Source organism: Clostridium sp. NkU-1, assembly GCA_001312405.1.
The window spans coordinates 185,543-198,372 of the sequence record BBDR01000007.1 but is presented as its reverse complement, the minus strand read 5'-3'; the positions used below and the strand labels follow the sequence as shown (position 1 = coordinate 198,372).

Below are 12,830 nucleotides of genomic sequence, written 5' to 3'. Positions count from 1 at the left end.
CCTTTATTTAGAATAATAATAACATAATACATCAACATTTGCACTATGTTTCAACAATAAAACATCTCTTTTCTTATTAGTCACTGCTCCACAAACACCTATCCAAAATATATCTGACATATCATAGCTTGAGTTCAAATTAGTAGCTCTAAATACCAAATTTATTAGTAAAAGCACCCTTCCCAACCATATCATTTCGTACCCACAGCCCTTCCAGATGGATCTGGTTGTCATGAGCATCGTGATCCTCTGTATTGTATCGGCAATTTTGTACCTGGGAATTGCATTGCTGGAGAAGAAAATTAAATTTTAGTTTTTAGAAAGAACTTTAGCCTTATGGATTGTTATTTATCCATAAGGCTAAAGCTCCTTTATTATATAACTCAGATTCCCTGTACTATTTTAAAAAAATGATTCCGTTACATTTGTGCAATCTTATGAGGATTTAAAATATTATTAGGGTCAAACACCTTTTTTTATTCCGTTCATCAAATTCAGATTCACCTCCGGGAGAGATTCCCTAAGATAAGGCTTCTTAGCAAAACCAATCCCATGTTCTCCGGAAACCTGGCCGCCCAGCTTCCTGGCCTTTTCATAAACCTTCTCCATAGCTGCGCTCATGCGTTTTTCCCATTCCACGTCGCTCAAATCATCTTTTAACATATAAGCATGGAGGTTCCCATCTCCTGCATGTCCGAAACTCTTAATCCTTAACTCACACTCTTCTTGGAGGCCATGCAGATAAGTGACCATTTCATTGACTGAGCTTCTTGGAACCACCATATCAACCTCATCCATGTAGGTGGTAGAGCCTTTGATGGCTTCCAGAAATGCTCCCCTGGCCTTCCAGATGGAATCTTCTCTCTCCTCAGTATCAGAAATCAGAACATCCAAAGCCCCCTGTTCCAGGCAGAGCTTTGCAACACTGTCATATGCCTTTTCAATTTCTTCTGCCGAATTTCCGTCAAATTTTAAGAGCAGATAAGCATCTGACTGTTTATCCGGAAATGCCTTTCCTAAATACTGCTCTGCATCAATAATAACTTCCCGCTGCATGAATTCAATGGCTGTTGGAATGGTCTTTGATTTGACAATTAAAGGAACCGTATTGATTGCATGATCCAGGGTAGGGAAGGGAATCAACAGGCTGATCACCATCTTGGGGCGGGGAATCAGCTTTAACGTGGCCTTTGTAATAAAACCGAGAGTTCCCTCCGCTCCGATCATTAAATCCTTAAGGGCATACCCGGAGCTGTTTTTTACGACCTTACCTCCGAATTCCGTAATCTCACCACTTGGAAGGACAACTTCCAGACCTCTTACATAGTCACGAGTCACTCCATATTTTACGGCACGCATGCCTCCTGCATTGGTGCTGATGTTCCCCCAATGGTGGCAGATTTTTCGCCTGGATCCGGCGGGTAGAAAAGATCATGATCTTCCACATAAGCAGAAAGCTCCATCAGCAGAACACCTGGCTCCACCGTAATTGTCAGATTATCCTCATCCAGTTCAAGCACCTGATTCATTAGTGTGGTATCTATCATGATTCCGTGTTCCATTGCAACGGATGACCCCACCAGCCGGTACCGGCCCCCCTTGGAGTCACTGGTATGACATTTTTATAAGCATACTTCATAATTTCAGATATTTCTTCTGCTGATTTTGCTTTTACTACAATGTCAGGATAGCTGCTGGTACCGCTTAATTCATCATGGCTGTACTCTTCATTAATAAAATCACCGGTCAGAATACGCTCATCGTCCAGGATGATACTTTTTATGTAAGTAATATCATCTTTATCCAGTTTCTTATATTCCATGATTATACTCCTTTCTTCTCTTTTATCCTTGCAACCAGTTTAGGGAGAATTTCATAGAGATCGCCTACCAGACAATAATGAGCTGATTTGAAGATTGGCGCCTTAGGGTCGTTATTGATTGCAAATATGGTATCTGAATGGTTCATGCCGGCCACAAACTGAATGGCACCGGAAACTCCACAGGTGATGATCAGCTTCGGCCTGACAGTACGGCCGCTTAAGCCAATCTGATATTTTGCATCCATCCAGCCGGATTCTGCCATTGGTCTGGTGCATGCCACCTGGCCTCCCATAAGATCTGCCAGCTCCCTGAGCATGCTTAAATCCTCTGCTTTTTTTCACTCCTCTTCCTGCAACCACCAGAACTTCAGAGTTCTCAATAAAGGTCTCCTTCTCCTTTGGCAGAATATCAATGACATCCACATGACAGACAAGCTTTCCCTTATCTATATCACAATCCACGATTTCTCCGGATTTCACTTCTGAACGAGCCGGGGCATTCATGATTTTATACCGGACTGTAGCGATCTGAGGACGATGGTTCGGAGTCTTGATATGAGCCATAATGTTGCCGCCAAAGGCTGGCCGGATCTGGGATAAATCCGTATTTTCATTCATTTCCAGAATGGTACAATCCGCAGTCAGACCGGTTTTCATTCTGGCAGCCACTCTTGGCGCAAGCTGACGTCCTACGGTGGTTGCTCCTACCAGAATGGAGGAGGGCTTTACTTTTTTGATGAAATCTTCAAAGACTGCTGTATAGGGCTCTATTTTGAAACGAGCCAGCTCTTCCTTATCATATAGGAAGACTTTATCAGCTCCGTAATGAAGGATTTCTTCACTTTTTTCACGGATATCCTTTCCCATGAACAGAACATATACCTCCTGCCCGGTAACTGCTGCCATCTCCTTTGCCTTTCCTATCAGTTCAAAGGTGACCGGATGAATGTCGCCATCTACATGGTCTGCATAAACAGCAATTCCCTTCCATTCATCTTTGTTGATCTCAATCTTTTTTACGTCCTCCACATACTCTACTGCGCCCTCAGGACCTTTTTCACACAAAGGCGGCACATCTTGCAGGCAGCATTTACGATAACTTTTCCATCCTGCTCCTCCAGCGCTCCAAAGGGACAGATTCTTATCAGTTCCTGATGATCAGGAATTCTCTCCTGATGTATAATTAACCTTGCCATCTCTTCACCTCCTAAACAAATTTCAGCTCTTCAATCTTGTCAAACAGCTTTTTCGCAAGCACGTCTCCTGATTCATCCCACACTTCCTTTTTATCGTTTGTTTCCGGAGGGAATATCTTCTGTACCTGAGTGGGCGATCCGTTAAGACCGTAATTCATTTCGTTCTTATCCTTCATATCATCAAGGGTGAGTACCTGAATCTGTCTGTCCTTTGTCTCTGATTTTTTACATATGACGGGAGTCTTGGCTGAAAGATGTCTTTATCCACTGCTAAAAGGCATGGGAATTTTACTTTCGCCACCTCAACCTCATCGGGAAGATCCATATCTACCGTAATTCCATCTTCCTCTAACTTCCGGATTCTCACCACATTGGATACGCTTGGAAGATTTAACCATTCCGATATTTCCGGGCCTACCTGCGCGGTGTCCCCGTCTGTGGTCTGCTTCCCGCAAAGAATTAAGTCATACTCTCCCATTGCCTTAATTCCCTGTGCCAGGGTATAGCTGGTCGCAAGGACATCGGCTCCCCCAAAACGTCTGTCTGACAAAAGCGTTCCATGGTCTGCTCCCATGGAAAATGCTTCTTTAATGACCTGCATGGCCTGAGGAGGTCCCATGGAAATAACGTCAACAATGCCTCCCATTTTCTCTTTGATCCGAAGGGCAGTTTCAATGGCATACAAGTCATAGGGATTCATCTTTGAAGCCGCTCCGTCTCTTTTTAACACGCCTGTAACAGGATCCACCTCAACTTTATTGCTGTCAGGTACCTGTTTGATGCAAACAAGGATCTTCATTCTTTTTCTTCCTTTCCTAATAAACCCTACTTCCAAAATACGCGATACAGCCGGCAATTATAATGAAAGCAGCGCTGAATTTCACTGCCTGATTTAATATCTTGCTCTCACTGCCTAACAAATTGGCTGCGGCAGCGCCAATGGCTATGCTCTGAGGGGATATGATTTTACCGATGGTGGCGCCTACGGTACTTGACGCAACCAGCCAGACCGGACTGATGCCCAGGTTTGCAGCTGTCTGAGCCTGCAGGCTGCCGAACAGAACACTGGAAGAAGTCCCGCTTCCTGTTACAAATGCACCCAGCGCACCTACAAGCGGAGCTGCAAACGGATAGAAGCTTCCTGTCAGTGCCAGCATCGTGCCTGCAATGGCGGCAATCATTCCGCTGTATCCCATAATTTTTGACATAGCCAATATGGTAACAATGGTCAGGATTGTTTTCCACATCTGTTTCATGGTACTGATAAATACCTTCCCCATAAGTCTGAAATCCGCTCCCTGTATCCTGCCGCCGATCACTGCCGCTGCTGCAATCAAAACCCCCGGTGTTGCCAGCCAGACAAACGTATATGGCTTTGCTCCCTCCCCTGTGTAAATGGAAACCGATGTTTTAACAGCGGAAAGCATCTGATTTACAGGCGGAATCATTGGGGAAGTAAGGAGTAAAAATACAAAGATTAAAAGGAAAGGCATCCAGCTTTTACTGCTTCCCTGCCCGTTATTTTATTTTTCCCGTTAGATTTATTCTCCTCAATCCCATATTCCGGATCCGGATTTTTAAACCATTTCTTCACAACACCTATGGTAATTGCCATGGAACAGATGGAACCGATGATCACCGGAAGCTCTGCCCCAAGAAAAGCTGCTGCAAGAAGCTCCGGTACCGCAAAAGATATTCCAGAAATAAGGGCAACCGGCCAGACTCCTTTTAAGGCCTTTACCGATTTTCCGATGATGCACACCATAAGAAAGGGTGCGATCAAAATAAACGGAGTCAATTGAAGGGCTGCTGCAAAGGCTACTTCCCCGCTTGGAAGTTCTGCGATCTGGGCTGCAGTGACCGTAGGAATTCCTACTGAACCAAATGCCGTAGGAGATGCATTGGCAACCAGACATGCTGCTGTTACCGCAATCGGAGGAAAGCCCATACCGCACAGCATGCTGGCCGGAATTGCAATTGCAGTTCCAAAGCCTGCCATACCTTCCATAAAGCCTCCAAAGCACCAGCCGATGATCAGAAGGAGAATCCGCTTATCCCCGGATACTCCGGCCAGAATTTGTTTGATGCAGTCCATGCTTCCGGTTGCAATGCAAAGATTATAGGTAAAAATGGCTGCAAGAATCACCAGGCTGATGGGCCATAGCGCAAGAGCGATTCCCTCTAAGCCTCCGGTCAGGCAATCTGCTGCCGGCATTTTAAAGAATGTCACAGATAGTACAATGGCAATTGCCAGTGCAATGGGACAGGCTTTAAATGCCGGAAGCTTTAACAGGCTCAATGCAATCATAAGCCATAAAATAGGTGATAGTGCCAAAAGAAAGATAATAATATTCATAAACGCCCCCAATACAACTTTCATGGTTCTCCCTACAGTGACCGAATCTTTTTGATCTCCTCTATCAGGATAGGGATCACCTTGGCGGCATCACCAACAATCCCTACATCCGCTATATCAAAAATAGGAGCATCCTCATCTTTATTGACTGCTACAATATATCCTGAGCCGATCATACCGGATACGTGCTGGGTCGCTCCTGATATCCCGCAGGCAATATATAGTTTTGGCGCCACAATTTTCCCAGACTGTCCCACCTGGTGGGAACGAGGTACCCATTCTGCCTCAATAGCCGGTCTTGTTGCCCCCACAACACCATGACAGGCTAAGGCAAGCTCCTCCACCAATTTAAAATTCTCCCTGCTTCCCATCCCACGGCCGCCGGATACAATAACCTCCGCTTCCTCAAGGTTGACCGTTTCTGCCATCTCTTTTACCACATCAACGATCCTCGTGTATACAGCTTCTTCTGATTCCACCTTCTCTTCCATAATTTTACCGGTTCTTTCCGTCAAAAGTTCCTTTACAAAGGCTCCTGATCTGACGGTTGCAACTGCCGGTGTCCCCTTTATGACAAGATCATTGAGAATCCGTCCCCCCGTAAACCGGGCAGGTAAAGATAAGATTTTGGTCTTTGTCTGATATATCCATTACATCCACAGCACAGCCCGTATGAAGTGCTCCTGCAACCATGGAAAGAAGATCTTTTCCCACCAGAGTTCCTGCTGAGAGAATCAAGGAAGGCTTAAATTTCTCTGCCAGTTTTGTAAGGACTGTTCCGTATACCTCCATCTGATAACTCTCTTTTTTTACAATTACCGCTCTGTCTGCTCCTGCCATAATGGCAGTACGGGCCGCATCCACCAGATCTCTGCCGATTAAAACAGCAATTACCTCTTCTCCCCTGGCTTCTGCCAGCTTATGGGCTTTTGTAAGCACCTCCAGCGCACCGCCAACAGGAGTATCAGAAACGGTCTCAACATAAACCATAATATTTTTTTCCATTTGAAACACTCATTTCTTTCTCCTCCTAAAAAATCCTGGCCTCTGCCATGACTGACATCGCCTGTGCAACTGCCTCTTGGGGGCTATCGGCCTTTATTTTAATGCCTGCTGCCCGCTTTGCCGGTTCAAACATCCGGATAACCTCCAGCATGCTCTCCCCTTCCTCAGAAGGCATTAATTCCTTAATCTCCTTTTTTTTCTGGCAGCCATCTTACTTTTAATGGTGGGATACCTGGGATCGTAATTAGGCTTCTGAACCGTAACAACACAGGGAGCAGGCATTTCCATAATCCGATAGCCTTCCTCTGTTTCCTGCTTTATTTTCATCATGCCATCCCCAGGCTCTACCTGGATTACATTGGTTGCTGCCGGCAGGGAAAGTTCTTTTGCCAAAAGAAGTCCAACCTGGCTGGAGGCATAGTCTGTGGATTCCTTTCCGCAGAAAATAAGATCAAATTTTTTTACCCAGATTTTCTTCTATATCATGGGCTGCTTTCCTTAATATCCTTGTAATGCTTAAGGGATCCAGAGACTCTGCATTTTCATGCTTTACCAGATATGCACCGTCTGCGCCCACGGCGAGACAGTTTTTCAGAGAATTTTTTTACACCTTCATTACCAATAGAAACCACTGTGATTTCACCGCCCAAAGTTTCCTTTAATCTGGCAGCCATTTCAAGGGCATAGGTGTCGAAGGCATTTACCACCGGCGTTATCCCCTCCAAAGCCGGTTCTTTTGCAGCCGGATCCAGGGAGATTTCCACGGAGTCATCGGGTACCTGCTTGATACAAACTAACATTTCCATGATTGGCACACTCCTTCTTTATTTCCCAATGATATTGCCCGCAATAACAATTCTCTGGATTTCATTGGTTCCCTCAAAGATCTGGAATATCTTCGCGTCTCTTAACAGCTTTTCTACCGGATATTCCCGGCTGTATCCATAACCTCCAAACATCTGGATGGCTTCCGAAGCTACCTCCATGGCAATGTCTGAGGCATAGCATTTGGCAATGGCAGATTCCATGGTATAGGAAAGTCCCATATCCATCCTGGTCAGTGCATGGGCTACCATCTGACGGGCAGTCTCCGTCTTGATCTGCATATCGGCAACCTTAAACTGCATGGCCTGGTTTTTGATAACAGGTTTCCCGAACTGGATTCGTTCTTTCCCATACCCAACAGCCTCATCAATGCCTCTTTGTGCAATGCCTGCCGCAATACATCCCATCCAGGTACGGGCCTGATCCAGTGTCTTCATTGCAATGGAAAATCCCTTTCCTTCCTCACCGATTAAGTTGAAGCCGGTATCCTTAAATCCTCTAAAACAACATCACAGGTATTAGAGGTCCTGATTCCCATTTTGTTTTCTTCTTTCCCTGTACTAAGTCCCGGAGTACCGGCTTCCACAAGGAACATGGACATTCCTTTTACCCCTTTTGTCTTATCTGTCATTGCAGTGACACAATAAAAGGAGGCAACTGCTCCGTTGGTGATGAAGCACTTTCTTCCATTCAATATGTAATTATCTCCATCCTTTACAGCCGTTGTCTTGCCTGCTCCTGCATCAGAGCCTGCCCCTGGTTCTGTCAGGCAGAACGCGCCAAATCCTCCATCCAAAACCATTTCACATACACGTTCTTTCTGTTCCCTGCTGCCTGCAATCAACACTGGTTTTAGGGCAAGGCCGCTGGCCGAAATCGTCGTGGCAAAGCTGCATCTGCAATTGCCATCTGCTCGATCAAAGCAGCCACATCCACACGGCTTAATCCAGGTCCTCCGTATTCCTCCGGGACCTCGAGAGCCTGATAGCCCTGTTCAATGGCTTATCATAAATAATCTTTGGCCATTCTCCGGACACGTCGTATTCCTTACACGCCTCCTTCACTTCCTTCTCGCAGAAATTTTTCACATCCTGTAACAGGTCCTGCGCTTCTTCTGATATCAAATATGCCATTTTTCTCTCCTCCTGGATAAATAAATTTTATGTTTTTAAAGTTTATAGCAGATTTTTCCGGGATTCAAAATCATCTTTGGATCAAATACTTCCTTAATGCCCTTCATGAGGCGCATGCTTGTTTCACCTGCAAAAGCTGCCAGATACTCCATCTTACCGTAACCAATGCCGTGCTCACCGGAAATAAGACCTCCGCATTCCGACGCTTTTTTTGTATATAATATCCATAAATTCTGCTACCTGCCGTTTGAATGCCTCTTCCTCCATTTCATTGGCACAGGTATAGATGTGTAAGTTTCCATCTCCTGCATGACCAAAGCTCTTTATGGAAAAATCATACCGGTTTTCCAGTGATTTAACAAAGGAGAGATAAGAAGGTATCTGATTTACCGGCACTACCACATCGCACTCATCCAGTAGCTTTGTTTCCGCCTCAATGGCTTCCAGGAAGGTGCTTCTGGCTTCCCAGGCTTCCTTCTTTTTCACCGGCGTATCTGCCACCAGGACGTCTACGGCTCCTTCCTCCAAAACCACCTCTGCCGCCTGCTCCGAAAGTTCTTCCAAAAGCTCCAGCTTATCACCGTCAAAGGTAATGAGTAAGTAAGCACCGATATCAACGCCGTCAACTTCCTTTGGAAATACATTCTTTCCCAGATACCGCTCCGAGGAAAGAACAATTTCTTTCTCCATGAACTCCAGTGCCTGGGGCTTTAAGCCGGCCATGAATATTTTAGGCACAGCCCCGATGCAGTCCTCAAGATTTTCAAAGGGAACAATGAGGCTTATGGTCTCTTTGGGCGCCGGAATTACTTTAAGAGTCAGCTCGGTGATGATCCCAAGGGTTCCTTCCGAGCCGATCATTAAATGAATCAGGCTGTAGCCGGTAGAGCTCTTGGAAACAGGTGCACCCAGCCTGATGATTTCGCCCGTAGGAAGTACCACGGTCATGGCCCTTACATAATCTCTGGTACAACCGTATTTAACGGCCCTCATGCCGCCTGCATTTGTTGAAACATTGCCTCCCAGGGTCGCAAACTTTTCCCCTGGATCCGGCGGATATAAAAGTCCCTGGCGCACGGCATCCTCCGCAAGATCATTAAGCAGAACGCCGGGCTGGACACGGACAACAAAATTTTCCTTGTCATAATCAAGGATCTTGTTCATCTTACTCATATCAAGTAAAACTCCGCCGTGAAGGGCCACTGCCGCTCCTGTAAGACCGGTTCCTGCTCCCCTTGGAATCACTGGAACATTGTTTGTAAAGCACAGTTTCACAACGGCAGCAATGTCCTCCGTACTGGTGGCATCAATTACCACATCTGGAATTCCTTTTCCATAGATCGGCATCTCATCGTGGAAATAATCCTCATTTATTTCTTCTTTCTCATGAACCTTACCCGGAACGATTTTCTTAAATTCCAGTATGAGTTCCGGGGTAACTTTGTTGTAAGTTACTTCTTCCATCTTATTTCTCCTTTACGGTAATTACAAAGTCTGTCTGCTCCTGACGATTACGGAAACCCCGTCAGGAATGACCGTAATTTTCCCATCAGTCTTACCCAGATAGTGATCTGCCATGGAAATTGCCTCTTCCACGCTGTCTGCATAATCCATCTGCATATTACGGACCATTTTCCTGGGAGCCTGGGTGACCATGATCACCTTATATCTTAAGAGAATCCTGCACAGAATCTGTGCCTCCCACTGATCCGGCACGGTTTTATCCCGGGGCGTATCAAGAAACCGGTTCATGATTGCATTTTTCTCTTCTCCCCCTGCAAAGGTATCGTAAAGGGACTGGCCTCCATGGCCGTCGCTGCAGCTTGATACCATGATGATGACACCCCCGGGATTGCAGGTGGCCTCAGCTGCTGTCATGCCTTTTACCGACTGGTATATATTCTGGTCCAGGGGATATCCGCCGTTGGTAGTGATTACAATATCCGCCGGAATGGCATCGACTCCTGAGAGCTGGTCCACAAACTTACAGCCTTCCTTATGAGCTTCGTTAAAATGGCCCGCATAGGCCTTTATCACTTTCTTATTTTCATCCAGCACTACATTGACAATAAAAGCAAGTTTTGCCTGCTCTGCGGCGTAGACCATATCCCTATGTATGGGATTCCCCTCCAGAATACCGGTTCTTGCATACGGACTGTCAATAAACTCAGAGCAATGGTTTGCCATGACCGTCACCCCGCTTGAGACTCCCGGCAGCACGCTTTTTCTTCCGCCGGAAAACCCTGCAAAGAAATGGGGTTCTATAAAGCCTTCTGAGATAAGAAGATCTGCCTCTGCTGCTATCCGGTTAATCAGAAGCTTTCCCCCTGAGGGAAGGGTGTCTATGAAAACCATATCCTCATCCTTCTGGCTTTCATGAACAACAAAGCGGATATCCGTCCTGTCAACAATCTCCTGACCGAACTTATCAATTAGTTCCTCTCTGGTGGTGGATCTGTGAAATCCGGTGGCAATGAGGATTGTAAGCTGCGCCTGGGGATTTCCTTCTTTGATTTCTTCTATGACCGCAGGCGCTATCACCCGGCTTGGAACCGGCCGGGTATGGTCGCTTGCTATCATGACAATGTTTTTCTTGCCCTTAACCAGTTCTTTCAGCCTTGGGGAGTGAATGGGGTGTTCCATGGCCTTTCGGACCAACTCCTCTTCCCCACCATCTGCCTGATAGCTGTGAGCCCCTGACATAAGCAGACCGTTTAATCTGCTGTCAGGAATATTCAAACTGATTTTTTTCCCTTCCAAAGGGCAGCTGCACAACCGCCATATTTCTTTTTCCTCCTTATCCGTTATCCTTTGTATTGATAGAAACCGCTTCCTGTTTTCTGTCCAAGCTTTCCGCCCCGTACCATCTTCTTAAGCAGAGGATGTGGACGGTATTTGGGATCTCCTGTTTCCGAATAAAGCACCTCCATAATGGCAAGGACCACGTCAAGCCCGATTAAATCTCCCAGTTCCAGAGGTCCCATGGGATGGTTGGCTCCCAGCTTCATAGCACTGTCAATTCCCTCTGGATCAGCAACTCCTTCTGCATAAATTCCGATTCCCTCATTGATCATCGGTATGAGAATCCTGTTTACCACAAATCCTGCGGCCTCCTCTACCTGTACAGGAACCTTTCCTATGCTGGCTGCTATTTTCTTGATTTCTGTAATCATTTCAGGAGGAGTGTTAAGTCCTGCAATGACCTCCACCAGCTTCATAACCGGTGCCGGATTAAAAAAATGCATTCCTGCCACAGGCCGGTCAAGCCCTGCCCCAAGCTCTGTGATGGAGAGTGAAGACGTATTGCTTACAAACATTGCTTCTTTTTTTGCATATATCCTGGAGTTCCTGAAACGTCTGTTTTTTTTACTGCCATATCTTCAATGGCTGCTTCTACCACCAGATCGCAGTCCTGGCAGATATTGATCAGCCCTGTTTGAATTTTGGATAAAACTGCATCAGCACTTTCCTGTGTCATTTTTCCTTTTGCGACTCTCCGTTCCAGGCCCTTTGCAATTTTCTTTTTTTCCATTTGCCGCAAACTCTTCCTTGATATCGCATAAAAATACTTCATACCCTTCTGTCTGGGCAAAGGCCTGGGCAATTCCTGACCCCATGGTCCCTGCACCTATAATTCCGACTTTCATCCCATATCCCTCCTTCTATGTTTGTATGTATTGGGAAAAATCTCCCTGGCCTTACTTCATAAGAAACGTTCTCTCTTTCCGTTTTTCAAGAAATGCTCCCATTCCTTCCTTTTGATCCAGAGTCTCAAAGCAGTCTCCAAATAGCCGTTCTTCAATAGCAACTGCCTGATCATATCCACCTGAAGACCGTCATTGATGGCTTTTTTACAATTTCTCACCGCAATGGGAGCATTATCAGCAATTCCTTTTGCCATCTTTTTCGCCTCAGAAAGCAGCTCCGTTTGAGGGTATACGGCATTGACAAGGCCAATCCGGTAAGCTTCCTCTGCCTTTATGTTTCTTGCAGTAAATATCATTTGTTTCGCCATTCCAGGGCCAATAATTCTTGCCAGCCTCTGGGTACCTCCAAAACCGGGGGTAATGCCAAGACCTGCTTCCGGCTGTCCAAACACGGCATTTTCAGAGCAGATCCGTATGTCGCAGCTTAAGCAGAGTTCGCAGCCTCCGCCAAGTGCAAATCCATTTACTGCAGCTATGACCGGAAGGGGAAAGGTTTCCAGCCGGCGGAAGATATGGTTTCCCCTTTTTCCAAAGGCCTCTCCTTCCTTTTTTTGTGAAGGTACTCATTTCAGCAATGTCCGCACCCGCCACAAAGGACTTATTTCCGGCTCCCGTAAGGATCAATGCTCTGACGGAAGCTGTGTCAATCTGGTCAAGAATCTGGTCCAGTTCCTCTAGAACCTGGCTGTTTAAGGCATTTAAAGCATTGGGACGGTTAATGGTAATGATACTTATCATTCCTTCCACTTCGTATGTAACAAACTCCATGTACCGGTACCTCATTTC

At 46.0% G+C, this 12,830-nt stretch carries 11 protein-coding genes and 7 pseudogenes; all 18 read right to left on the bottom strand.

Going from position 1 to position 12,830, the window contains the following annotated elements; all coding sequences use genetic code 11:
* Positions 1 to 462 precede the first annotated feature (462 nt).
* Positions 463 to 1,158 (bottom strand): FAD-linked oxidase C-terminal domain-containing protein, encoded by a 696-nt coding sequence (locus JCM10519_RS29800; protein ID WP_347844141.1) that lies wholly within the window; start codon positions 1,156 to 1,158, stop codon positions 463 to 465.
* 177 nt (positions 1,159 to 1,335) lie between these two features.
* Positions 1,336 to 1,639 (bottom strand): annotated as a pseudogene (locus JCM10519_RS29795) (FAD-binding oxidoreductase); the annotation flags it as partial.
* Positions 1,640 to 1,824: 185 nt separating this feature from the next.
* Positions 1,825 to 3,018: pseudogene (locus tag JCM10519_RS13155) on the bottom strand (electron transfer flavoprotein subunit alpha).
* 11 nt (positions 3,019 to 3,029) lie between these two features.
* Positions 3,030 to 3,817, bottom strand: a pseudogene (locus tag JCM10519_RS13150) (electron transfer flavoprotein subunit beta/FixA family protein).
* Between the two features lie 16 nt (positions 3,818 to 3,833).
* Positions 3,834 to 5,374 (bottom strand): annotated as a pseudogene (locus JCM10519_RS13145) (L-lactate permease).
* A 32-nt stretch (positions 5,375 to 5,406) separates the two neighbouring features.
* Positions 5,407 to 5,865, bottom strand: coding sequence for an electron transfer flavoprotein subunit alpha/FixB family protein (locus JCM10519_RS29790; RefSeq protein ID WP_347844126.1), 459 nt, complete (start codon positions 5,863 to 5,865; stop codon positions 5,407 to 5,409).
* An 88-nt stretch (positions 5,866 to 5,953) separates the two neighbouring features.
* Positions 5,954 to 6,379 carry a hypothetical protein gene (locus JCM10519_RS29785; RefSeq protein ID WP_347844140.1) on the bottom strand — a complete coding sequence of 142 codons (426 nt, stop codon included), beginning with the start codon at positions 6,377 to 6,379 and terminating at the stop codon, positions 5,954 to 5,956.
* A gap of 25 nt (positions 6,380 to 6,404) precedes the next feature.
* Positions 6,405 to 6,530, bottom strand: a complete 126-nt coding sequence (locus JCM10519_RS29780) for a hypothetical protein (RefSeq protein ID WP_347844125.1) — start codon at positions 6,528 to 6,530, stop codon at positions 6,405 to 6,407.
* A gap of 23 nt (positions 6,531 to 6,553) precedes the next feature.
* The gene (locus JCM10519_RS29775; RefSeq protein WP_347844139.1) at positions 6,554 to 6,826 is read right to left on the bottom strand and encodes a hypothetical protein; all 273 of its coding nucleotides are present in this window, start codon (positions 6,824 to 6,826) and stop codon (positions 6,554 to 6,556) included.
* 95 nt (positions 6,827 to 6,921) lie between these two features.
* Positions 6,922 to 7,185 carry a hypothetical protein gene (locus JCM10519_RS29770; protein ID WP_347844124.1) on the bottom strand — a complete coding sequence of 88 codons (264 nt, stop codon included), beginning with the start codon at positions 7,183 to 7,185 and terminating at the stop codon, positions 6,922 to 6,924.
* Between the two features lie 18 nt (positions 7,186 to 7,203).
* Positions 7,204 to 7,674 carry an acyl-CoA dehydrogenase family protein gene (locus JCM10519_RS29765; RefSeq protein ID WP_347844138.1) on the bottom strand — a complete coding sequence of 157 codons (471 nt, stop codon included), beginning with the start codon at positions 7,672 to 7,674 and terminating at the stop codon, positions 7,204 to 7,206.
* Complete coding sequence (locus tag JCM10519_RS29760) at positions 7,674 to 8,048, bottom strand: acyl-CoA dehydrogenase family protein (RefSeq protein WP_347844123.1); 375 nt, start codon at positions 8,046 to 8,048, stop codon at positions 7,674 to 7,676. The genes JCM10519_RS29765 and JCM10519_RS29760 overlap by 1 nt, the downstream gene beginning before the upstream one ends.
* 8 nt (positions 8,049 to 8,056) lie before the next feature.
* The gene (locus JCM10519_RS29755; RefSeq protein ID WP_347844137.1) at positions 8,057 to 8,203 is read right to left on the bottom strand and encodes an acyl-CoA dehydrogenase family protein; all 147 of its coding nucleotides are present in this window, start codon (positions 8,201 to 8,203) and stop codon (positions 8,057 to 8,059) included.
* Positions 8,146 to 8,337: a hypothetical protein gene (locus JCM10519_RS29750; protein WP_347844122.1), complete on the bottom strand. Its 192-nt coding sequence runs from the start codon at positions 8,335 to 8,337 to the stop codon at positions 8,146 to 8,148. The genes JCM10519_RS29755 and JCM10519_RS29750 overlap by 58 nt, the downstream gene beginning before the upstream one ends.
* Positions 8,338 to 8,372: 35 nt before the next feature.
* A pseudogene (locus JCM10519_RS13125) lies at positions 8,373 to 9,801 on the bottom strand (FAD-binding oxidoreductase).
* 21 nt (positions 9,802 to 9,822) lie between these two features.
* Positions 9,823 to 11,097: a nickel-dependent lactate racemase gene (gene larA, locus JCM10519_RS13120; protein ID WP_347844121.1), complete on the bottom strand. Its 1,275-nt coding sequence runs from the start codon at positions 11,095 to 11,097 to the stop codon at positions 9,823 to 9,825.
* Positions 11,098 to 11,141: 44 nt separating this feature from the next.
* Positions 11,142 to 11,984: pseudogene (locus JCM10519_RS13115) on the bottom strand (3-hydroxyacyl-CoA dehydrogenase NAD-binding domain-containing protein).
* A 51-nt stretch (positions 11,985 to 12,035) separates the two neighbouring features.
* Positions 12,036 to 12,812, bottom strand: a pseudogene (locus tag JCM10519_RS13110) (enoyl-CoA hydratase-related protein).
* Positions 12,813 to 12,830: the final 18 nt, after the last annotated feature.

Bases quoted from the DNA above. Each gene is read 5' to 3' on its own strand.
- JCM10519_RS29785 (WP_347844140.1), bottom strand. From the start codon at position 6,379: ATGGAAAAAAATATTATGGTTTATGTTGAGACCGTTTCTGATACTCCT.
- JCM10519_RS29780 (WP_347844125.1), bottom strand. From the start codon at position 6,530: ATGCTGGAGGTTATCCGGATGTTTGAACCGGCAAAGCGGGCAGCAGGC.
- JCM10519_RS29770 (WP_347844124.1), bottom strand. From the start codon at position 7,185: ATGGAAATGTTAGTTTGTATCAAGCAGGTACCCGATGACTCCGTGGAA.
- JCM10519_RS29750 (WP_347844122.1), bottom strand. From the start codon at position 8,337: ATGGCATATTTGATATCAGAAGAAGCGCAGGACCTGTTACAGGATGTG.
- JCM10519_RS29790 (WP_347844126.1), bottom strand. From the start codon at position 5,865: ATGGAAGAGAAGGTGGAATCAGAAGAAGCTGTATACACGAGGATCGTT.
- JCM10519_RS29800 (WP_347844141.1), bottom strand. From the start codon at position 1,158: ATGGTGATCAGCCTGTTGATTCCCTTCCCTACCCTGGATCATGCAATC.